At 59.3% G+C, this 22,135-nt stretch carries 22 protein-coding genes; 18 read left to right on the top strand and 4 right to left on the bottom strand.

Going from position 1 to position 22,135, the window contains the following annotated elements:
• Positions 1–22: 22 nt before the first annotated feature.
• Both BMY44_RS08970 and BMY44_RS08965 read left to right on the top strand, forming a co-directional pair.
• A complete protein-coding gene (locus BMY44_RS08970) occupies positions 23–838 on the top strand; it encodes an inositol monophosphatase family protein (protein ID WP_089992988.1) in 816 nt (271 codons plus the stop codon).
• The gene (locus BMY44_RS08965) at positions 831–2,162 is read left to right on the top strand and encodes an 8-oxoguanine deaminase (RefSeq protein ID WP_089992984.1); all 1,332 of its coding nucleotides are present in this window, start codon (positions 831–833) and stop codon (positions 2,160–2,162) included. The genes BMY44_RS08970 and BMY44_RS08965 overlap by 8 nt, the downstream gene beginning before the upstream one ends.
• On the opposite strand, the gene guaD is transcribed toward BMY44_RS08965, so the two are convergent.
• Entirely contained in the window at positions 2,159–3,445 is a 1,287-nt protein-coding gene (gene guaD, locus BMY44_RS08960; RefSeq protein ID WP_089992981.1) for a guanine deaminase, read from the bottom strand. The genes BMY44_RS08965 and guaD overlap by 4 nt on opposite strands.
• Positions 3,446–3,533: 88 nt before the next feature.
• On the opposite strand from guaD, the gene mgtE reads away from it, so the two are divergent.
• From mgtE to BMY44_RS08905, 11 genes are all read left to right on the top strand, one after another.
• Entirely contained in the window at positions 3,534–4,910 is a 1,377-nt protein-coding gene (mgtE, locus tag BMY44_RS08955) for a magnesium transporter (RefSeq protein ID WP_089992979.1), read from the top strand.
• Positions 4,907–5,458, top strand: coding sequence for a 5-formyltetrahydrofolate cyclo-ligase (locus BMY44_RS08950; RefSeq protein WP_089992977.1), 552 nt, complete (start codon positions 4,907–4,909; stop codon positions 5,456–5,458). The genes mgtE and BMY44_RS08950 overlap by 4 nt, the downstream gene beginning before the upstream one ends.
• 33 nt (positions 5,459–5,491) lie before the next feature.
• Positions 5,492–6,304 carry a TIGR00282 family metallophosphoesterase gene (locus tag BMY44_RS08945; protein ID WP_089992975.1) on the top strand — a complete coding sequence of 271 codons (813 nt, stop codon included), beginning with the start codon at positions 5,492–5,494 and terminating at the stop codon, positions 6,302–6,304.
• Positions 6,301–8,097 (top strand): SLC13 family permease, encoded by a 1,797-nt coding sequence (locus BMY44_RS08940; protein ID WP_089992973.1) that lies wholly within the window; start codon positions 6,301–6,303, stop codon positions 8,095–8,097. The genes BMY44_RS08945 and BMY44_RS08940 overlap by 4 nt, the downstream gene beginning before the upstream one ends.
• A gap of 156 nt (positions 8,098–8,253) precedes the next feature.
• Complete coding sequence (locus tag BMY44_RS08935) at positions 8,254–9,003, top strand: YebC/PmpR family DNA-binding transcriptional regulator (protein WP_089992970.1); 750 nt, start codon at positions 8,254–8,256, stop codon at positions 9,001–9,003.
• Between the two features lie 37 nt (positions 9,004–9,040).
• Positions 9,041–9,940: a DMT family transporter gene (locus BMY44_RS08930; protein ID WP_242650508.1), complete on the top strand. Its 900-nt coding sequence runs from the start codon at positions 9,041–9,043 to the stop codon at positions 9,938–9,940.
• A 102-nt stretch (positions 9,941–10,042) separates the two neighbouring features.
• On the top strand, positions 10,043–10,612 hold the full coding sequence (gene betI / locus BMY44_RS08925; protein ID WP_089992966.1) for a choline-binding transcriptional repressor BetI: 570 nt from the start codon (positions 10,043–10,045) through the stop codon (positions 10,610–10,612).
• Entirely contained in the window at positions 10,609–12,117 is a 1,509-nt protein-coding gene (gene betC / locus BMY44_RS08920) for a choline-sulfatase (RefSeq protein ID WP_089992964.1), read from the top strand. The genes betI and betC overlap by 4 nt, the downstream gene beginning before the upstream one ends.
• A gap of 46 nt (positions 12,118–12,163) precedes the next feature.
• Complete coding sequence (gene betB, locus BMY44_RS08915; RefSeq protein WP_089992961.1) at positions 12,164–13,618, top strand: betaine-aldehyde dehydrogenase; 1,455 nt, start codon at positions 12,164–12,166, stop codon at positions 13,616–13,618.
• Between the two features lies 1 nt (position 13,619).
• On the top strand, positions 13,620–15,275 hold the full coding sequence (betA, locus tag BMY44_RS08910; protein ID WP_089992960.1) for a choline dehydrogenase: 1,656 nt from the start codon (positions 13,620–13,622) through the stop codon (positions 15,273–15,275).
• An 85-nt stretch (positions 15,276–15,360) separates the two neighbouring features.
• Positions 15,361–16,002 carry a thermonuclease family protein gene (locus BMY44_RS08905; RefSeq protein ID WP_089992957.1) on the top strand — a complete coding sequence of 214 codons (642 nt, stop codon included), beginning with the start codon at positions 15,361–15,363 and terminating at the stop codon, positions 16,000–16,002.
• Here the strand turns inward: BMY44_RS08905 and BMY44_RS08900 are convergent.
• The 3 genes from BMY44_RS08900 to BMY44_RS08890 all read right to left on the bottom strand — a co-directional run bounded on the left by BMY44_RS08900 (position 15,999) and on the right by BMY44_RS08890 (position 19,135).
• Positions 15,999–16,439: an SRPBCC family protein gene (locus BMY44_RS08900; RefSeq protein WP_089992955.1), complete on the bottom strand. Its 441-nt coding sequence runs from the start codon at positions 16,437–16,439 to the stop codon at positions 15,999–16,001. The two genes, BMY44_RS08905 and BMY44_RS08900, sit on opposite strands and share 4 nt — an antisense overlap.
• Positions 16,440–16,500: 61 nt before the next feature.
• The gene (locus BMY44_RS08895; RefSeq protein WP_089992952.1) at positions 16,501–17,889 is read right to left on the bottom strand and encodes a helix-turn-helix domain-containing protein; all 1,389 of its coding nucleotides are present in this window, start codon (positions 17,887–17,889) and stop codon (positions 16,501–16,503) included.
• Positions 17,890–17,920: 31 nt separating this feature from the next.
• Entirely contained in the window at positions 17,921–19,135 is a 1,215-nt protein-coding gene (locus BMY44_RS08890) for a multidrug effflux MFS transporter (protein ID WP_089992948.1), read from the bottom strand.
• A 179-nt stretch (positions 19,136–19,314) separates the two neighbouring features.
• Between BMY44_RS08890 and BMY44_RS08885 the strand changes: the two genes are divergently transcribed.
• From BMY44_RS08885 to BMY44_RS18470, 5 genes are all read left to right on the top strand, one after another.
• Positions 19,315–20,847 carry an acyl-CoA carboxylase subunit beta gene (locus BMY44_RS08885; protein WP_089992945.1) on the top strand — a complete coding sequence of 511 codons (1,533 nt, stop codon included), beginning with the start codon at positions 19,315–19,317 and terminating at the stop codon, positions 20,845–20,847.
• The gene (locus tag BMY44_RS08880; RefSeq protein ID WP_089992943.1) at positions 20,844–21,053 is read left to right on the top strand and encodes a hypothetical protein; all 210 of its coding nucleotides are present in this window, start codon (positions 20,844–20,846) and stop codon (positions 21,051–21,053) included. The genes BMY44_RS08885 and BMY44_RS08880 overlap by 4 nt, the downstream gene beginning before the upstream one ends.
• Positions 21,050–21,436, top strand: coding sequence for a hypothetical protein (locus tag BMY44_RS08875; protein ID WP_089992940.1), 387 nt, complete (start codon positions 21,050–21,052; stop codon positions 21,434–21,436). The genes BMY44_RS08880 and BMY44_RS08875 overlap by 4 nt, the downstream gene beginning before the upstream one ends.
• Complete coding sequence (locus tag BMY44_RS08870) at positions 21,433–21,807, top strand: DUF6497 family protein (RefSeq protein ID WP_089992937.1); 375 nt, start codon at positions 21,433–21,435, stop codon at positions 21,805–21,807. Before BMY44_RS08875 ends, BMY44_RS08870 begins: the two co-directional genes overlap by 4 nt.
• 196 nt (positions 21,808–22,003) lie before the next feature.
• On the top strand, positions 22,004–22,129 hold the full coding sequence (locus tag BMY44_RS18470) for a hypothetical protein (RefSeq protein WP_278246568.1): 126 nt from the start codon (positions 22,004–22,006) through the stop codon (positions 22,127–22,129).
• The last annotated feature ends 6 nt before the right edge of the window (positions 22,130–22,135 follow it).

Raw genomic sequence — 22,135 nt, 5'->3', positions numbered from 1 at the left:
ATGACGTCAGGCAACGACACGCATGTCACCCGATTCTGCGACCAAAGATGATTTGATCCGCGTGGCGCATTTGCTTGCAGATGCGGCGCGCACCGAAACACTTCGCCTGTTCCGTGTGCCGGGACTGATGGCGGATGATAAGGCCGGTGATGGCCAGCTTTTCGATCCTGTCACCGAAGCGGACCGCGCCGCCGAAGCCGCGATGCGCCGCGTTCTTGAAACAGAACGGCCGGACGATGGCATTCTGGGCGAGGAATTCGGCACGAAACCCGGTTCCAGCGGGCTGACCTGGGTGCTTGATCCGATTGACGGCACGCGCGGCTATATCAGTGGCACGCCGACCTGGGGGGTTCTGATCTCGGTCGCCGACCAAACTGGCCCGCTTTTTGGCATTATCGATCAGCCCTATATTCAGGAACGGTTCGAAGGCGGTTTTGGCCGCGCGACGATGACCGGTCCGCAAGGCACGCAGCCGCTTGCCGCCCGCCGCAAAGTGGGTTTCGCGCAGGCGACGCTGCTCACCACATTTCCGGAAGTCGGAACGAACCTTGAACGGCGCGCCTTCGAAAAGATCGCGTCCGGCGTCAAACTGACCCGCTATGGTCTTGATTGTTATGCTTACGCGCTTCTTGCGGCCGGGCAGGTCGATCTGGTGATCGAAGCAGGGCTGCAGCCCTATGATATCCACGCACCGATCTGCGTCATCGAGGCAGCAGGCGGTATCGTGTCCAACTGGCAGGGCGGGGCTGCACACCACGGCGGGCGCGTGATCGCTGCGGCTAATCCCGATATCCATGCGGTCGCCCTGTCGATTTTGCAAGAAACCGTCGATGGCTGAAGTGCTCTTGAGGGGCGCGCAGCGCATCCTGACAATGGATGACGCTGGCACGGAACTGGCGGGCCACGATATCCTTTTGCGCGACGGCATCATCGCAGCCATTGGTCCTAATCTCGAATCTTCGGGCAGGGTGGTCGACGTGGCCACTTGCGTTGTGACACCGGGACTGGTGAACACGCACCACCATCTTTACCAGACGCTGACCCGCGCAGTGCCGGGGGCGCAGGATGCGCTATTGTTTGGTTGGCTGCAGACGCTCTATCCGATCTGGTCCCGCTTCGGTCCCGAGGAAATGTTTGTGTCGGCCCAAATCGGCCTTGCTGAACTTGCGCTGTCAGGCTGCACGCTGACCTCTGATCACCTTTATCTTTTTCCCAATGGCGCGCGCCTTGATGACACCATCGCAGCGGCCGCAGAGGTTGGCCTGCGCTTTCACCCCACGCGCGGCGCGATGAGTATCGGAGAAAGCGATGGCGGGTTGCCCCCGGATTCGCTGGTGGAACAGGAATCTGCAATTTTGAACGATTGCATCCGTGTTGTTGATGCCTTTCACGACCCGTCACCGGGGGCGATGGTCCGCGTCGGCATTGCGCCCTGTTCCCCGTTTTCCGTGTCGCGCGATTTGATGCGCAATGCCGCCATCCTTGCGCGCGACAAGGGCGTGATGCTGCACACGCATCTGGCCGAAAACGAAGAAGACATTGCCTATTCGCTTGAAAAATTCGGCTGCCGCCCCGGCCAATACGCCGAAGACCTTGGCTGGACGGGGCAGGATGTCTGGCACGCGCATTGTGTCAAGTTGGACACCCACGAAATCGACCTTTTCGCACAAAGCCGCACCGGTGTTGCGCATTGCCCTTGTTCGAACTGCCGGCTCGGGTCAGGTATCGCGCCGGTGCGCCGGATGCGCGATGCGGGTGTGAACGTCGGGCTTGGGGTGGACGGATCAGCCAGCAACGACGCGGGTAATCTGATCGCCGAGGCGCGCCAGGCCATGCTTTTGCAGCGCGTGCAGAACGGGGCCGATGCGATGAATGCGCGCGAAGCACTGTGGATCGCGACGCGTGGCGGGGCCGTTGTGCTGGGGCGCGATGATTGCGGCCAGATCTGTGTCGGCAAGCGCGCCGATCTCGCGATCTGGGACGTCAGCGGCATCGAAAGTGCAGGGTCATGGGATCCTGCGGCCTTGCTGCTTGCCGGGCCACAGCGGGTCCGTGATCTGTTCGTCGAAGGCCGCCAGATCGTCAGCGATGGCCGGATTATCAGTTTTGATGTTGAAACGGCGATCCGGCGACAAAATCAGTTGGCTGCAGCGCTCGCCTAGACACGCACCCCGGCAACATAAACATCCGCGATGGCGCGGTCATCGCCCATCATGATTGTCGGGAACAGCGCGTCCCAGAACCCGTTAGCGCGGATAGCGCGTTGCGCGATTGCCGGGGTCGATTGCAAGTCGATCACGCAGATGTCGGCAGCGGCACCCGCAGCCAAGTGACCGATATGTCCGGATTTTTTCAAGGCTCCCGCCGATCCTTCTGTTGCAAGCCACATCAGTTGTGCAGGGTGCAGGGCAGTGCCGGACAATTGTCCCACCTCGTAGGCGGCCGCCATTGTGCGCAGCATCGAAAACGAAGACCCGCCGCCCGTGTCCGTTGCCAGCCCGACAGCGATAGTTTGCTGCTTGAGCGCGGACACCGGACACAGCCCCGAGCCGATAAACATATTGGATGTCGGACAATGCACGATGGCCGCGCCTGCTTCCGCCAGACGATCACGTTCGCGCGTTGTCAGGTGGATCGCATGGCCGAACACGCCGTTTTCACCCAGCAGCCCGAAGGTTTCGTAAGTTTCCAGATAGTCGCGCGCGTCCGGAAACAGCTCTGCCACCCAGGATAGTTCTGCTGTCTGCTCGCTCAGGTGGGTCTGCATCAATACGTCTGGATGTTCAGCCCAAAGCGCCCCGAGTGCTGCAAGTTGATCCGGCGTCGACGTCGGTGAAAACCGCGGCGTGATCGCGTATGATGCGCGGCCCCTTCCGTGCCAGTGTTCTAGCAAGGCCTTGCTTTCATCATAGGCCCGCGCTGCAGTGTCGCGCAGATTGTCAGGCGCATTGCGATCCATGCAGGTCTTGCCTGCGACAACCGCCATGTTGCGGATGGCTGCCGCATCGAAAAAAGCATCAACGCTTTCGGGATGGATCGTGCAGAAACTGGTCAGCGTGGTCGTGCCGTTCGCAAGTGCAAGGTCAAGCGTGCGCGTCGCGACGTCGTCCGCATAGACCCGGTCACCAAAACGCGCTTCTTCGGGGAAGGTATATGTGTTCAGCCAGTCAATCAGCTGCTTGCCCCAGCTGGCGATGATGCCGGTCTGCGGATAGTGCATATGGGCGTCCACAAAGCCCGCACTGATCAGGTGATCGCCATAATCCACGACCATTGCATCAGGATGTCGCGCACGCAGGTCCGCACCGGTCCCAACGGCGGAAATGACACCATCCTTGATCAGCACCCCACCTGCGCTGTCGTGCTTTGTCACGTCCTCCCATGGGGCGATAAACGGGTCGCCGTCAAAGGAAAGGGTCTGGCCAAGAAGAAGCTGTGTCGTCATGTGGCGCAGACTAGCGATGTCATTCCTGAAACGCCATTGTGGTGGCACGCGGAAACTCTATGTTGTGGCTCAGCTTGCGAGGTGCCCCATGTTAGATAGCGATACCATCGATCCCGAAGACGAAGCCTTCGGCATTACAGACCGCGTGATCGCCGACGTTCTTGCGGCTGTCCAAGCACAAGACGTGGACACGCTCAACGCGATACTTGAGCCGATTCACCCTGCCGACATCGCGCATCTGATTGAACAGGTCGACGCGCGCGACAGACGGGACTTCCTGACGCTCTGGAAAGGCGGGATCGACGGCGAAACCCTGTCGGAACTTGACGAGAACCTGCGGGAAGAAGTGCTGGAAAGCCTCGCCCCCGAAGACCTTGCCACCGTGGTGCGCGATCTGGAAAGCGACGATGTCGTGGACCTTGTCGAATACCTGGACGAGGACCAGCAGGAACAGGTTCTTGACGCATTGGCAGCGCCGGACCGTGTCGCCGTCGAGCAGGCGCTGTCCTACCCCGAGGAATCCGCCGGGCGGCACATGCAAAGCGAACTGGTGCGCGCGCCTGAACACTGGTCTGTCGGAGAGGCCATCGACTACATGCGTTCGGACGTGATCCTTCCGGACCAGTTCTATCACATCATCCTTGTGGACCCGCGTCTAAAAGCAGTGGGTTACGTGACACTTGGGCGGCTGCTGTCCAGCCCGCGCGCGACACGTCTGCGCGACATCATGGAGGACAGCTTTCGCACCTTCCACGTCGCTCAGGATGTGGAAGAGGTGGCGCAGGCCATCAACCACTATCACATGATTACGGCCCCCGTGGTCGACGACGACGACCGGATTGTCGGCGTCATTACCATCGACGATGCAATGGCATTCCTTGAAGAAGAAGCCGAAGAAGACTTGCTGCGCCTTGCGGGTGTGGGTGAAGGCTCGCTTTCGGATGGTGTGCGCGAAACGACGCGCCAGCGATTTCCCTGGCTTGCCGTTAATCTTGTGACGGCTATCCTGGCTTCTATGGTGATCGGCCTGTTCGAAAACACGATTTCCGAACTGGTGGCCCTTGCGGTGCTGATGCCGATTGTTGCGTCAATGGGCGGGAATGCCGGAACACAATCACTGACCGTGGCTGTGCGCGCCATCGCGACACGCGACCTGACCGGCGCGAACGTCTGGCGCGTGATCCGCAAAGAGGCGCTTGTCGGCCTTATCAACGGCATCGTATTTGCCGTGGTCATGGGGGTCATCGGCGCGGTCTGGTTCGGGATACCGCAGCTGGGCTACGTGGTGGCGGCAGCGATGGTTGTGAACCTTGTCATCGCCGGACTGGCGGGCACAATGATTCCGGTTGTTCTGGACAAGCTCAAGGTCGATCCCGCGCTGGCATCGGGTGCATTCGTGACAACGGTAACGGACATTGTCGGCTTTTTTGCCTTTCTCGGGCTTGCTGCGATCTACCTGCTATGACGGATGCGAACATCAAAGCCGCGGCACGAACGGCCGCTTTTGCGCGGCGCAAGGCGGCACACGAGGCCGGGCAGGGCACAGCGGGCTATCTGTCGGAAGTGCTGGCTGGCTATCGCGGCGTGCCGCTGGCCGGTTACATGGCGATGCGCACCGAAATCGACCCGCTGCCCGCGATGGAAGAGGCGGCAGCGCACGGACCCGTCGGCGTACCGGTCATCATCGGGGCCGGTCAAGCGTTGAAGTTTCGCACATGGTCCCCGGGCTGTTGCATGGTTGCAGGAACGTTCGGGGCCGCAATTCCGGAAAGTGGTGACTGGATGACCCCCGAAATCCTGATCGTGCCACTTGTGGCCTTTGATCGCACTGGCGGCCGACTTGGGTATGGTGGCGGGTTTTATGATCGCACGCTCGCGGCATTGCGTGCCAAGCAGCCAACGCTTGCCATTGGTTTCGCCTATGCTGCGCAGGAGGCGGACGCGCTGCCGCTTGAACCCACGGACCAGCCGCTTGATATGATCGTCACCGAAACCGGTGTCATTTCCATCTAGAAGTGCCCCTCGCAAGGACCTACACCTCAAGCTATGAAAATATTGTTCCTCGGCGACATTATGGGTCGCGCCGGTCGCAACGCCATCACCACACACTTGCCGCGACTACGCGATTTGTGGAAGCTCGATTTCGTTGTCGTAAACGGGGAAAACGCGACCAGCGGTGTGGGGCTGTCGGCAGCCCACGCGAAAGTTCTGCTAGAGGCCGGGGCGGACGTGCTGACCCTTGGCGATCATGCGTTCGACCAGAAGGACATGCTGACGTTCATCGAACAGGAACCCCGGATCATTCGCCCGCTCAATTATTCCAAATCGGCTCCGGGTGCCGGGGCGCGGGTTTTCACCGCGACGCGCGGGCGCAAGGTGCTGGTGGCACAGGCGTTGGGGCAGGTTTTCATGAAGCGGCCCTTTGATGACCCGTTTTCGGCGCTCGATGGTGTATTACGCCAGTATCCGCTGGGCGGGGCTGTGCAGGCCAGCCTGATCGACATCCACTGCGAAGCGACATCCGAAAAGATGGCAACGGGCCATTTCTGCGACGGACGGGCCAGCGTCGTGGTCGGATCGCACACGCATGTGCCGACCGCCGATGTGATGATCCTGCCGGGAGGAACGGCATATCAATCCGATGCGGGCATGTGCGGCGACTACAATTCAGTGATCGGCATGGATAAGGCCGAGCCCTTGCGGCGCTTCATCACCGGCATGCCCAAGGCCCGCTTTACGCCTGCCAGTGAAGAGGCGACCCTTTCGGGACTTTACATCGAAACCGATGATCAAACAGGCAAGGCGACGCGGGTCGAAATGATCCGCGAGGGCGGACGCCTTTCACAGGCAAGCATATGACCGATTTTTTCCAGCTTACCGACATGCAGGGCGCAATTCTGACAATGGCGGTCGTGGCCGTCATGTTCCTGATGTTCCTGCGGGAAATCTATCCGACCGAGGTTGTCGCGATGATCGGCGTGTCGATATTGCTGGTCACGGGCGTGTTGTCCTATGGCGACGCCATCCTGACGTTCTCGAACCCGGCACCGTGGACGATCGCGGCGATGTTCATCATCGTTGGCGCGCTGGTGCGCACGGGTGCGCTTAACGAATTGACCCAATTCGTCGAACGGCTGGCCGCGAAAAGCCCCGCGCAGGCCGTCGGTGGTTCGCTGATTTTCGTAGCCTTCGCCAGTGCAATCATGAACAATACGCCTCTTGTCGTGGTGATGATCCCGGTGTTCATCCAGCTATCGCGCACATTGGGTACTTCGGCGTCCAAGCTGCTGATTCCGCTGAGCTATGCAGCAATTGTCGGTGGTACGATGACGTTGCTTGGTACATCAACCAACCTGCTTGTTGACGGCGTTGCCCGCTCGCAGGGGATGGAGCCGTTTTCGATCCTCGAGATTTTCCCCGTCGGCATCGTGGTGGTGGCGTGGACCTTTACCTATCTTTATTTTCTTGGCCCACGGCTGTTGCCGGAGCGGGCGAGCATGGGTGCGATGCTTTCTGACCGTTCCAAGATGCGGTTCTTTTCCGAAGCGGTGATCCCGCCGGACAGCAACTTGATCGGGCGCGAAGTCACGGGTGTGAAACTGTTCCAGCGCGATGGCGTGCGGTTGATCGACGTCATCCGCGGCGATGCCTCGCTGCGGCGCAACCTCAAAGCCGTGACGCTACAGGTCGGCGATCGTGTCGTGCTGCGCACCGCGATGGCCGAACTGTTGTCGCTACAGGCCACACCGGAACTGCGGCGGGTCGATCAGGTTTCGGCGGTCGAGACCACAACGGTCGAAGTGCTGATCACACCGAACTGCAAGATGGTGGGTCGCCGCCTCGGTTCTTTGCGTCTACGCAGGCGGTATGCAGTCTATACACTGGCCGTGCACCGGCGGGACACGAATATCGGCTCTCAGCTTGAAGATATCGTGGTCAAGGTGGGTGATACGCTGCTGCTGGAAGGGACACCGGACGACATCCAGCGCCTGTCGGACGACATGAACCTTGGCGACGTGTCGCTACCGTCCGAGCGGGCCTACCGGCGTGGCCGTGCCCCGATTGCAATCGGCGTGCTGCTGGCCGTTGTCATTCTGGCCGCACTCAACGTGGCACCGATCCTGCTGCTGGCCATGGTCGGCGTGACGATTGTCTTGATGACGGGCTGCATCGACGCGGAAGAAGCGTTTTCTCATATCGACGGGCGGCTTCTTGCGTTGATCTTCGCGATGCTGGGCGTCGGGGCGGCCCTGCAATCGTCTGGTGCGGTCGCATTGATCGCGGACAGCATCGCGCCGGTTATGCAGGTTATTCCCGGCTTCTTCGTGATCCTCTCGGTCTATCTGCTTTCCAGTATCCTGACGGAACTGGTAAGCAACAACGCGGTTGCGGTTGTCATGACACCGATTGCCATCGGTTTGGCCGCCGCGCTGGGCGTGGACCCGCGCCCGCTTGTGGTGGCGGTGATGATTGCGGCCAGTGCGTCATTTGCGACCCCCATCGGCTATCAGACGAATACGCTGGTCTATGGTCCGGGCGGCTATAAATTCGGAGACTTCCTGAAATTCGGCATCCCGCTGAACCTGTCGCTTGCCCCGATCGTGTCCTTCACCATTCCGTTTATCTGGCCGCTGACGTCTGCCGCCCAATAGGTTGCACCAACCGCGTTGATCTGGGGTTCCTCATGGGCCTCTCGATGCTGATCTTCGGATTCATCCTGCGCGCAATGTCCATGTCACAAAGGGTTGCGGCACAACGCGGCGTTGCCATATAGAGGCGCGAGATTGATCTGAGAAGAGGGTTCCGTCATGGCCGGACATTCCAAATGGGCAAACATTCAGCACCGCAAGGGGCGGCAGGACAAGCTGCGCTCAAAGCTGTTTTCCAAACTGTCCAAGGAAATCACGGTTGCCGCAAAAATGGGCGATCCCGACCCCGACAAGAATCCGCGCCTGCGCCTTGCCGTGAAAGAAGCCAAGTCGAATTCCGTGCCCAAGGATGTGATTGATCGGGCGATCAAGAAATCGCAGGGTGGTGACGCCGAGAACTACGATGAAATCCGGTACGAAGGTTACGGCCCCAACGGCGTCGCGGTGATCGTCGAGGCGATGACCGACAACCGTAACCGGACCGCTTCGACCGTCCGTTCGACCTTTTCCAAGAATGGCGGAAACCTTGGTGAAACAGGCTCTGTCGGGTTCATGTTCGACCGGAAGGGCCAGATTATCTATCCGGCCTCTGTCGCTGATGAAGATACGATGATGATGCACGCTATCGAAGCGGGTGCCGAAGACGTGCAATCGGACGAGGAAAGCCACGTCGTCATTTGCGCCGACACGGACCTCAACGATGTGTCCAACGCACTTGAAGCGGCACTGGGCGAGTCTGAGTCGACCAAACTGATCTGGCAACCGACCACCACGACCGAGCTCGACCTTGATGGGCTGACCAAGTTGATGAAACTGGTTGATGTTCTCGAAGAAGACGACGACGTGCAAAGCGTCACGACCAATTTCGAAGCCTCTGACGATGTCATGGAAGCATTCGCCAACAGCTGATCTTGCCAAGCGCGCTGATCGGTGACAGGTCAGTCGCATGGCAGTTCAACCCTCACGCCCGGTCGCAGGCATCCTTTGGATGGCATTGACCGGGTTTTTGTTTGTCTGCGTTACAGCGCTCGTCAAATATATCGGGGATGCCGTGCCAGCGGCGCAAAGCGCGTTCCTGCGCTACGTGCTCGGCCTCGTGTTCCTGCTGCCGATGATCCGTCCCATTCTGGCCGCGCGCCTCACACGACGGCAGGTCTGGCTCTTTTCGATCCGCGGCGTGGCCCATGCGCTCGCCGTGATCTTGTGGTTCTTTGCGATGGCGCGGATCCCGCTCGCGGATGTGACCGCGATGAACTACCTCAATCCTGTCTATGTCTCGCTTGGCGCTGCGCTGTTCATGGGGGAACGCCTGCCGTTCCGCCGCCTGCTGGCCGTTCTCGCTGCCCTGATCGGCGCGCTTATCATTCTGCGACCAGGTCTGCGCGAACTCGACACCGGGCATTTCGCGATGCTGGCCACGGCCATGCTCTTTGCCGTCGGCTATTTGCTGGCCAAGCAACTTTCGGGAGAGGTCACACCAGCCGTCGTCGTTGGCATGCTTTCAATCACTGTCACGATCTGCCTTGCACCGTTTGCGGCTGCGGTCTGGGTGCCGGTCTCGCTTGCCAACATCGGGGTGCTGTTCCTTGTGGCGTGTTTCGCGACGGCAGGGCATTACACCATGACCCTGGCCTTCGCGGCGGCACCGCTGACAGTCACCCAACCGGTCACGTTCCTGCAACTCGTCTGGGCTGTGCTGCTTGGGTATTTTGCGTTCAGTGAATCAATCGACGGCTGGGTGATCCTTGGCGGGGCAGTCATCATGGCGTCGGTCAGCTTTATTACATGGCGCGAGGCACGCGCCAGACGGATCATCACCCCGGCCGTACATTCCACGAAAAGCTGAACAAAAGAGGTGAAATCGGCCTGCGCTCTGACCTTCCTGTCATTTTTATTGATTGACGAGTCAATCAAAATCAGAGACGGATAAGAAGAAAGAGGGGATGTCATGCCAAAACTCGGAATGGAGCCGATCCGCCGCGCTGCATTGGTCGAAGCCACAATTGCAGAGATCGGCGAAGCAGGATCACTCGACGTGACGGTCAGCCGGATTGCCAAACGGGCCGGCATGTCAACGGCACTGGCACACCACTATTTCGGGGGTAAGGAACAGATATTCCTTGCCGCGATGCGCCAGATTCTGCGCGATTTCAGCGCAGAGGTGCGGGCTGAACTGGGCAAGGCCACGACGCCTGCGGCCCGTGCTGCGGCCATCGTCAAGGCAAGCTTTGCGCCCTCCTGCTTTGCACCCGCCACCGTTTCTGCATGGATGACCTTCTATGCTCAGGCGCAGACAAATCCCGAGGCGTTGCGGTTGCTACGGCTTTACCAGCGCCGTCTGCACTCCAATCTGGTCCACGCCTTGCGGCCTATCACGGACCAGCCGGTCAGCGCGGCGCAAACACTGGCGGCACTGATCGACGGGCTTTACATCCGTGCGGCACTGACAGCACCGGATGCTGATCCCGAGGGGCAGGCGCTGGCACTGCTTTCCGTGCTGACAGGGGGGCGCACATGACACGCCCGAACATCCTGATCATCATGGTGGATCAGCTGAATGGCACGCTCTTCCCCGACGGACCTGCCGACTGGCTGCATGCGCCGCACCTCAGGGCGCTTGCCGCGCGCTCTACCCGGTTTCAACATTGCTATACGGCCTCACCACTTTGCGCGCCGGGGCGGGCCTCGTTCATGACCGGGCAATTGCCCAGCCGCACGGGTGTCTATGATAACGCCGCTGAATTCGCTTCCAGCCTGCCGACCTATGCGCACCACTTGCGCCGCGCGGGCTATCACACGTGCCTGTCCGGCAAGATGCACTTTGTCGGGCCAGACCAATTGCACGGGTTCGAAGAACGTTTGACAACGGATATTTACCCGCCCGATTTCGGTTGGACCCCGGATTACCGCAAACCGGGTGAGCGGATTGACTGGTGGTATCACAACATGGGGTCGGTGACGGGCGCTGGCATTGCGGAAATCACCAACCAGATGGAGTACGACGACGAGGTTGCCTATCACGCAACGCGCAAGCTTTATGATCTGGCACGCGGGCACGATGCGCGGCCTTGGTGCCTGACGGTCAGCTTCACACACCCGCATGATCCTTATGTCGCGCGGCGCAAGTACTGGGATCTCTACAACAACTGTGACCATCTTTTGCCAGAGATCAGACCGATCCCCTACGCCGATCAGGATGCGCACAGCCAGCGTATCCTCGATGCGAACGACCATGAAAATTTCGACATCACCGAAGACCAGATCAAACGGGCGCGGCAGGCATATTTCGCCAATATCAGCTACCTTGACGACAAGATCGGGGACTTGCTGCAAACGCTAAAAGACACGCGGCAAGACGCGACGATCCTCTTCGTTTCGGATCACGGTGACATGCTTGGTGAACGCGGGCTCTGGTTCAAGATGTCCTTCTATGACGGCTCTGCCCGCGTGCCGATGATGATCGCCTCGCCCGAGATGGCGCCGGTGCTGGTGACCACACCGGTCAGCAACATCGACGTCTGTCCGACCCTTTGCGATCTCGCAGGCGTGGACATGTCCGAAGTCATGCCGTGGACCAGCGGCGAAAGCATTGTACCGCTCGGGCAAGGCGGTAGCCGGGACACACCCGTGGCGATGGAATACGCCGCAGAAGGCTCGTACGCGCCCCTCGTCTCGCTGCGCTATGGCAAATGGAAATTCAACATGTGCAGCCTTGATCCCGACCAGCTCTTTGACATGGAAAACGACCCTCAAGAGCTGACGAACCTCGCAAACCACCCCGACCACCAGGGCACACTGCAGACGATCAGGGCCAAGGCCGAGGCGCGCTGGGATCTTGCGCGTTTCGATGCCGACGTGCGCCACTCTCAGGCCGGGCGCTGGGTTGTCTACGAAGCTCTACGCAACGGGGCCTATTTCCCGTGGGATTTCCAGCCGCTGCAAAAGGCGTCCGAACGTTACATGCGCAACCACATGGACCTGAATGTCCTTGAAGAAAACCAACGTTTCCCACGTGGAGAGTAATCCCTCTTCATCTGGCCAAACAAACTCCCGCCGGAGGCTCCGACAGATGCAAACACAACCCAAAGCCAGCCATTTCATCGATGGCGAATACGTCGAAGATACCGCAGGCACGCCGATCGACGTGATCTATCCCTACACGGGCAAGATCATTGCATCACTCCATGCCGCCACGCCCCCGATCATCACGCAAGCATTGGCCAGTGCTGAACGGGCGCAAAGGGACTGGGGGGCAATGACAGGCACGCAACGGGGCCGTGTCCTGCGCCGCGCCGCTGACATCATGCGCGCGCGCAATCACGATCTGTCTGTTCTTGAAACCTTTGATACGGGCAAACCCTATCAGGAAACCTCTGTTGCCGACGCAACCTCTGGCGCGGATGCGCTGGAATATTTCGGCGGGCTGGCTGGGGCGATGACAGGCGAACATATCCCGCTGGCAGGCGGGGATTTCGTGTATACGCGGCGCGAACCGCTTGGCGTCTGCGTCGGAATCGGCGCGTGGAATTATCCCACGCAAATCGCTTGCTGGAAGGCGGCCCCTGCATTGGCTTGCGGCAACGCGATGGTATTCAAACCATCTGAAACGACGCCGCTTTGCGCGCTTCAGGTCGCTGAAATCCTGCACGAGGCGGGCGCACCGCCCGGTATCTTCAACGTCGTGCAGGGCATGGGAGACGTCGGCGCGTCACTGATCAGCGATGCGCGCGTGGCCAAGGTCTCGCTCACCGGGTCGGTTCCGACCGGGCGCAAGGTCTATGCTGCGGCGGCCGAAAATATCCGGCACGTGACAATGGAACTCGGTGGCAAATCACCCATCGTCATTTTTGACGACGCGGACATTGATAACGCGGTCTCGGGCGCGATCCTCGGCAATTTTTATTCCACAGGGCAGGTCTGCTCCAATGGCACACGGGTCTTTGTGCAAAAGGGGATTAAGGAGGCGTTCATCGCCCGCCTTGGTGCGCGGTTGCAGGGGGTCGTCATGGGCGATCCGCAGGATCCGACGACGAACTTCGGGCCGATGGTGTCTGATACCCAACGCAAGATCGTACAGGCCTACATTCAGAAAGGTGTCGCCGAAGGCGCCCGTTTGACAGCGGGCGGCAACACGCCGGATCGCGACGGTTTCTTTATTGAACCGACCGTCTTTGCCGATGTGACCGACGACATGACCATCGCGCGCGAGGAAATCTTCGGCCCCGTCATGTGCGTGCTCGACTTCGAGACCGAGGCAGAGGCACTGGCCCGTGCCAACGCCACTGAATTTGGTCTGGCCGCCTCTGTATTTACCAACGACCTTACCCGCGCGCACCGCATGGCCGCCGGGTTTGCAGCAGGTACCTGCTACATCAACACGCACAATCTTGCCCCGGTCGAGGCACCCTTTGGCGGCTCGAAACTCTCTGGTGTGGGGCGTGAAAATTCCAAACTTGCGTTGAACCACTATAGCGAAATGAAAGGCGTCTACGTCGCCATGAACGACGTCGAGGCCCCTTTCTGAAATGCAGGCTGCTTATGTGATTATTGGTGCGGGAAGTGCTGGATGCGCGCTGGCCTATCGACTGGCCGAAGCAGGCAAGGACGTGCTTGTCATCGAACATGGCGGGTCCGATGCTGGCCCGTTCATCCAGATGCCGGCTGCGCTGTCCTATCCGATGAATATGCGTATGTACGACTGGGGGTTGAAAACGGAACCCGAACCGCATCTGGGCGGGCGCACGCTGGCCGTGCCGCGGGGCAAGGTCATCGGTGGCTCGTCTTCGATCAACGGCATGATCTACGTGCGCGGTCATGCGCATGACTTTGATCACTGGGCAGCGCAGGGTGCCGCGGGTTGGGCCTTTGCCGATGTGCTGCCCTACTTCAAACGCATGGAAAACTGGCACGACGGCGGGCATGGTGGCGATCCGTCCTGGCGTGGTACTGACGGGCCGCTCCATGTTTCACGCGGGCCGCGTACGAACCCGCTGACCCGCGCCTTCGTCACAGCTGGACAGCAGGCAGGCTATCGCGTCACCCCGGATTACAACGGCGCACAGCAAGAAGGCTTCGGGGCTTACGATGCCACGATCTACAAGGGGCGGCGCTGGTCCACGGCGAACGCCTATCTGCGTCCGGCTCTCAAACGACCGAACTGCCGGCTGGTGCAGGCGCTTGCCCGCCGCGTCGTGATCGAAAACGGCCGCGCCGTCGGGGTCGAGGTGCTGCGGCAAGGCCGCACCGAAGTCATTCGTGCGGGCCAAGAGGTTATTTTGGCGGCCTCCTCGCTCAACTCACCGAAACTGCTGATGCTGTCGGGCATCGGACCGGGGGCGCACCTGCAAGACCATGGTATCGATGTTGTCGCGGACCGCCCCGGCGTGGGGCAAAACCTGCAAGACCACTTGGAACTTTATATCCAACAGGCCGCAACCCAGCCCGTGTCGCTTTTCAAGCACTGGAACCTTCTGGGCAAGACGATGATCGGGACGCAATGGCTGTTTACCAAGTCTGGTCTTGGCGCCTCTAACCAGTTTGAAAGTGCGGGCTTCATTCGCTCGCGCGCCGGCGTGCCTTATCCCGATATCCAATTCCATTTTCTGCCCATCGCCGTGCGCTATGACGGGCAAGTTGCCGCAGAAGGGCATGGGTTTCAGGCGCATGTCGGACCGATGCGGTCGGTGTCGCGCGGATCGGTGACGCTCCGCTCTGCAAATCCTCTTGATCAGCCAAAGATCTTGTTCAACTACATGTCTGATGCGTCCGACTGGGAAGATTTTCGTACCTGCATCCGGTTAACACGCGAGATATTTGCACAGCCCGTCTTTGATCCGTTTCGCGGCGACGAAATCCAGCCGGGTGCGGCAGCGCAATCGGATGCTGATCTTGATGCGTTCATCAAGGAACACGTCGAGAGCGCCTATCACCCGTGCGGCACATGCCGGATGGGGGCGCAAGACGACAGGCAGGCGGTCGTCGATCCAGACCTGAAAGTGATCGGCGTTGATGGGCTGCGGGTCGCAGATAGTTCGATATTTCCGCGTATCACGAACGGAAACCTCAATGCGCCGTCGATCATGACGGGCGAAAAGGCGGCGGATCATATCCTTGGCAAGCGGCTCGCGCCGTCGAATGATGAACCTTGGGTGCATCCGAACTGGCAGACGTCACAACGCTGAAAGGTTAGCAACCATTCGTTAACCTTTCTTAACAAAACCGCGAAACTGCCGTAGTCTGGTTCCAGCGACCACGAAGACTCGGCTCATGCGATATCTGACATTTTTCTTTTGTTTCTGGGGCTCTATCGCCGCAGCGGACATCAACGGGACCATCAGGGTCATCGACGGCGATACATTCGCTGTGGGCGATACCCGCGTGCGCCTTTTCGGGATCGACGCGCCTGAAAACGGGCAGCCCTGCCGCGACCGTGCCGGGCGTATGATGGATTGCGGCGACTGGGTGAGCGATCAGGTCGCAGCGCTTTATGACGGGCAGCGGACGACCTGCGTCGAAATCGAAAAAGACCGCTATGGGCGCTCTGTTGCGACCTGTCAGGTGCGCGGGCGCGATGTCGGTTCGCAGATTGTCGGCGACGGGCTGGCCTGGGCGTTCTTGCGCTATTCGGATGCCTATGCGCTGGATGAAAAAACAGCGGCGGTCGCTGAACGGGGGATCTGGGCGTTCGAGATTGACAACCCCGCGACCTATCGCGCCGTGCAGGCAGCCGCCCCGGACCCCACCGGCGATTGCATCATCAAAGGAAACATCTCGAACAGTGGCTATATCTATCATATGCCGCACAACCGCGACTACGGACGCACACGGATCAATGAATCCAAGGGTGAACGCTGGTTTTGTACGGAAAGCGAGGCGCGCGCGGCGGGCTGGAGACCGGCGCGAAACTAGCCTTCGACTTCGGACTGGAATTTTTCGAAGAACTGGTCGGCCATCCGGCGGGCAAACCCACCGACGATCCGACTCCCCAGCTGGGCGAGTTTGCCACCGACCTTGGCATTCGCGACATAGCTCAGTTCTGTGCCGCCTTCGACGTCCTTCAAAACGACATCCGCATGCCCCTTTGCAAAGCCCGCGACCCCGCCTTTGCCTTCTCCGACAATACGATAGCTGACATTCTCCACGATATCTTCAAGCCTAACCGAGCCTTGGAACGTCGCAGAAACCGGCCCGACCTTCTGTTTCACGGTCGCCGCAAACCCCTCTTGCGGTGATCCGGTCAGTTCCTGACAGCCGGGAATGCAGGCTTTCAACGTTTCCGCATCGTTAAGCCGCGCCCAAACCGTGGCGCGGTCGGCTGCGATTACACGTGTGCCGTCAAGATCCATCACGAAGTCCTCCCGATATCGGCGCATCTTGCCCGTGACAGGGCAGGAATGACAAGCGAAATCAGGCCACCTGATAGGGCAGTACACCGCGGATATTCGGGTCGACTTGCAACTGGCGTTCCAGCGGTGGCACGGAACGTTGATGGCAGGTCTGTCGTTCGCAAATACGGCAGGAAATGCCAATCGGTTCATAGGCTTGTGCGGTGCTGATCTGCAAATGATCGGCGTAGACCAACGCGCTGGCATGTTTGACCTCACACCCCAGCCCGATGGCATAGCGGCGCGTCGGCGTATCAAACGCCCCGCCGGATTTGCTGACATCGCGCGCCAGACAGAAATAGCGCACACCATCCGGGGTTTCGGCCAACTGGCGCAGGAACTGTCCCGGCGTTTCAAACGCCTTGTGCACATTCCAAAGCGGGCAGGCCCCGCCATAGCGGGCGAATTGCAGCGTCGTCGCAGAGTGTCGCTTGGTGATCGTGCCCGCCTGATCCACGCGCACAAAGAAAAAAGGCACGCCTTTGGCACCCGGCCTTTGCAAGGTCGACAGGCGGTGCGCGACCTGCTCGAGCGATGCCCCGAACCGGGCCGCCAATACTTCCAGATCGTGACGGGTTGACTGCGCCGCCTCCAGAAACGGGCCATATGGCATGAGCGCGGCCCCGGCGAAGTAATTTGCAAGCCCGACTTTCGCAATCGCGCGCGACTGCGGCGAATGGAACCGCGCGAGGTCCAGCGTCGCCTCGATCAACTGGTCCTGCGTCAGCAGTGCGACCTGTAAAAGCAGTTGAAATGTGCGCGTTGCAGGGCTTGCGTGTTTGGACAGATAAAGCGTGCGGCTGTGCGGATCAAAGCGGCGGACATCGCCTTGATCGGTGTCTTGCAGAGTGATCTTGTGTTTTAGCAGCGCCGCTTCGGCCTGCCGGGCGGCATCGCCGCCAGATGCGAACCGCTCTGCCGCACGATCCACGGCATCAATGTAGTTATCGCAATAGTGAAAGAAATCGCGCACCTCTTCCCAAGGGCTTGGCTGCAGGCGTGCATCCTCGCGCCCCAGCGCCTCATCCAATGAGGCAAGGCGTTCATGTGATTGGCGATAGGCGGCGTGCAGATCCAGAAAGGCGCGAGCGAGGGCAGGCGCATTGGACGCGGCAAGTCGTAAATCTGCAAGCGACGGCGGTGTCGCGCTAAAGACGGGATCGGCCAAAGCCTCGCGCATGTCGCTGAGCAATCGGGCTTCATCGCCCGATTGCAGTTCTGTCAGATCGAACCCGAAATCCTGTGTCAGCCCCAGCAAGACACCGGTCGAAATCGGCCGGTTATTGTTTTCCATCTGGTTGAGATAGGGCAGGGACACATGCAACGCCGCCGCCATATCCTTTTGCGTCAGCCCAAGACGGCCGCGCAATTCGCGCAGTTTCGCACCGGCATAGAGTTTCTGTGTTGCCATCTTTGCAAACTGCCCTTGCAAAGCCTGCAAATCAAGTCTCGATCACCCGGCCACGCCAGATCACGAACAGAATGCACAAGACCGCCATAAGCGAGGTCACGAACATGATCCATTGCAACGGTAAGGTACCTGTTTCTAAAGTCAGCAATCCCCCGGCGAACTGCGACAGTGCCGCACCTCCGCCAATCATCAACGCGCCGCCCAAACCGCTGGCCGTGCCGGCCAGATGCGGACGTACCGACAACAGACCTGCCGTGGCGTTAGGCAACATCAATCCGTTGCCGAAACCCAGAAACAGGCAAAAGCCGAAAAATAGAAGGGGCGATTGATACCCCAATAACGCAATGACAAGTGACACGCCCAAACCGCCGCTTGTCAGCAACATCCCCGTCAGTGCCATGGCATTCACACCAAACCGCACGGCATAGCGCCCGGAGATGAAATTACCGGCAGCGTAGCCCACGGCAGGGGCCCCGATCGCAAAGCCGCTCATGATCGGTGACATGCCAAAGACGCCTTCGGCAATGAATGACGCACCGCCCAATAAGGCAAAGAACGCACCCGACCCGAACGCCATGCAAAGCGCGTACCCCCAGAAGCGGGGCGAGGCGAATAGTGCGGGATAGCCCGCGATCTGGTCGCCGAAGGACATCCCGCCGTCGCGCACAGTTTCGCCCTGATCCAGAATGCACAAAAGCATGACTGCAACGCCGACAGCCGCCAGAAACAGAAATGTCGCGTGCCAGCCAAAGAATTGGTCGAGCACACCGCCAATGGTCGGACCGATCATCGGCACTAACGCCATGCCCATCGTGACATAGCCAATCATCGACGCGGCCTGATCCTGCGGAACCATATCCCGCACGATTGCGCGGCTTAGCGCCATACCTGATGCAACAGCGGCCTGCAAAATCCGAAAGATTAGGAAGGTTTCCACGGTCGTGGCGAAATAGGCACCCATTGTGGCCAGAACAAATATCGCAAGACCGCCAATCATCACCTTGCGCCGCCCGATCTTATCTGACAGCGGCCCAATGAAGACCTGCATGACAGCTGTCGCCGCCAGATATGCGGATACGGACAACTGCATCGTGGCATAGGTGGTATCGAAATCCGCCGTCATCTGGTTGAGCGAGGGCAGGAAAATAGACATGTTCAGCGCCGAAATCCCCGCCATCAGGATCAGCGTCACAATATGCGGAGGTGTCGTGCGATCCAGAAAACGGACGGTCGGGGCTGTGGTCATCTGACGGAATTAGTGCAGCGACGGGTCCAAGTCCATGTGCATCAGCGCAGGGTTGTGACGCAGTAACCTTTGCAGATTTGCAAACCGAGCATCGCTTGGGCGAAAAACTTTGCAAAACAACGCTTTTCCGGCCCCCCGCCTGTCTGGTAAACGGATGCAACATGTAATGGGGGCACATCATGAAAGATATTCTCGAAGAACTCGCCGATCGGCGCGCTGTTGCGCAGATGGGCGGAGGCGAACGCCGGATTGCATCCCAGCACAGCAAAGGCAAACTGACCGCGCGCGAGCGGATCGAGCTGCTGCTGGATACCGACAGCTTCGAAGAATTCGATATGTTTGTCGCCCATCGCTGCACTGACTTCGGCATGGAACAGGACCGCCCGCCGGGTGACGGGGTCGTCACTGGTTGGGGCACGATCAACGGGCGCATGGTCTATGTGTTTTCGCAGGATTTCACGGTGTTCGGGGGGTCGCTCTCGGAAACGCACGCGCAGAAAATCTGCAAGATCATGGACATGGCCGTCCAGAACGGTGCGCCTGTCATCGGCATTAACGATTCCGGCGGTGCACGCATTCAGGAAGGTGTCGCGTCGCTTGCAGGCTACGCCGAAGTGTTCCAGCGCAACATCATGGCATCCGGTGTGGTGCCGCAGATTAGTGTGATCATGGGGCCGTGTGCAGGTGGTGCGGTCTACAGCCCCGCGATGACCGACTTCATCTTCATGGTCAAAGACAGTTCCTACATGTTTGTCACCGGTCCTGACGTGGTGAAAACCGTCACGAACGAAGTCGTTACCGCCGAAGAACTGGGCGGCGCGTCGACGCATACCAAAAAGTCCTCTGTCGCGGATGGCGCGTTTGAAAACGATGTCGAAGCCTTGTCGGAAATCCGCCGGCTTGTCGATTTCCTGCCGCTTAACAATCGTGAAAAGCCCCCGACGCGTCCCTTTTTCGACGACGTGAACCGGATCGAGGACAGCCTTGATACGCTGATCCCCGACAACGCAAATACGCCCTACGATATGAAAGAGCTGATTACGAAACTCGGGGATGAAGGCGATTTTTACGAAATTCAGGAAGACTTCGCCAAAAACATCATCACCGGTTTCATTCGGCTTGAAGGATCGACTGTCGGTGTCGTTGCAAACCAGCCGATGGTGCTGGCCGGGTGCCTTGATATCGACAGCTCGCGCAAAGCTGCGCGGTTCGTACGCTTTTGCGATGCCTTCGAAATCCCGATCCTGACGCTTGTGGACGTGCCGGGTTTCCTGCCGGGCACCGGTCAGGAATTTGGTGGCGTGATCAAGCACGGCGCGAAACTGTTGTTCGCCTATGGCGAAGCGACAGTGCCCAAGGTGACAGTCATCACCCGCAAAGCCTATGGCGGCGCATATGACGTGATGGCGTCAAAGCATCTGCGTGGTGATTTCAACTATGCATGGCCGACCGCGGAAATCGCAGTGATGGGGGCAAAGGGTGCCACCGAAATCATCCACCGCGCCGATTTAGGTAACGCGGACAAGATTGCGGCCCACACCGCCGAATACGAAACGCGCTTTGCCAACCCATTTGTCGCGGCTGAAAAAGGCTTCATCGACGAGGTCATCATGCCTCATTCAACCCGAAAGCGTATCTGCCGGGCCTTCGCATCATTGCGGAACAAGAAACTTCAGAACCCGTGGAAAAAGCACGACAATATCCCGCTATGACGAACCGGGCCATCATTAGTTCGGCGGTTGTTTTCACGCCGTTTCTGCCTGCCGCGTCGTACGCTGACACGCAATGGGTCGACACGTCAGTGGATTCGCGGCTTGGTGCCCACACCCTGCAAAGCGACGAAGTGCAGCTTGCTGGTTTCCAAGTCATTTCTTCGGGTGACGCATACGAGATCGCCGAAATGGATCGCAGCCAATGAAGAAAATACTCCTGCTCATCGGAACGCTTGTTGTGATCGGGCTTGGCTGGTTCGGGTACTGGATCTATGACATCGTCCAGAACGGCGTGCGCCAATACACGATTGCTGGCGAAACGGTCGGTTTGGCCGGTTACGAAGCCAAGGCAAGCACGGGTGCACCAAATACGGCCGTGGCTACGTTTACCGAACGCCTGATGCCTTTCACGCGCGACACGTTCCCATTCGAAGACGCCTGCAGCGTACTGGCCCAAGATCCGCCAAGCCTGCCGGTCATCGGGATCATCAGCGCCGATATCATCACTGTTGTTGCCTCTGGAGACGATGGTTCGGTGGCGAAAACATACGACGTGACAAACGGCACATGTACGGAGCGGGGGACATGATGCGCCTTGCCGCTGGCATCGCCCTGATCGCAGCACCCGCAGTGGCGCAGGAGTTGACTGCACCTTCGGGGCTGAAACTGAACCTGTATGATGTGATTATCGAAGATGATGCAGCACTCGCGCGGTTCCGCTTCGAGGTGCCTGAGATCGCGGACAATGGCCTGCCATTTGCGGATGTCGCGGATGATCTTCAGGCGCTGTGTAACCAGACGTTGTTGCCCGGTTTGCAACAATCGGGCTGGGACGAAGGGCAGATCGTTGTGCAGCTTTCCGCCGAAAAGGTGGATTTCGGTGCAACGGTTCCGGACATCACCCAATATTTTCAGCCGTTCTCCATCGACGGTGACGCCTGCATCTGGGAGGATTTTTGATGCGGCCGCTACATCTAGCCACAACCCACCGCGATGATGCAAACGCAGCACAGCCTTGCGAAATCGCTTGCCAGGAATATCGCGAATCTGACACGCTCTTTATTGTTTCCTCAAGCGCATCAATAAGCGCGAGAGGCAAACACGGACAAAGACGGCAAAAACGCCGCGCGTCCACGGCAGTAAAGAGCAACAGATTATGTCAAACGGCACAAAGGCCTTTGTGGTCGCAGGATTCATGGCATTGGTCGCAATCAGCGGCAGCCAGGGTAAAGCAGCAAATATCCAATTCGACGACGCGCCCAAGCACGGAATCGTCCGCTAAAACAGA

This window comes from Cognatiyoonia koreensis, assembly GCF_900109295.1.
Classification (GTDB): Bacteria; Pseudomonadota; Alphaproteobacteria; order Rhodobacterales; family Rhodobacteraceae; genus Cognatiyoonia; species Cognatiyoonia koreensis.
This window is presented reverse-complemented; position numbering and strand designations above follow the sequence as displayed.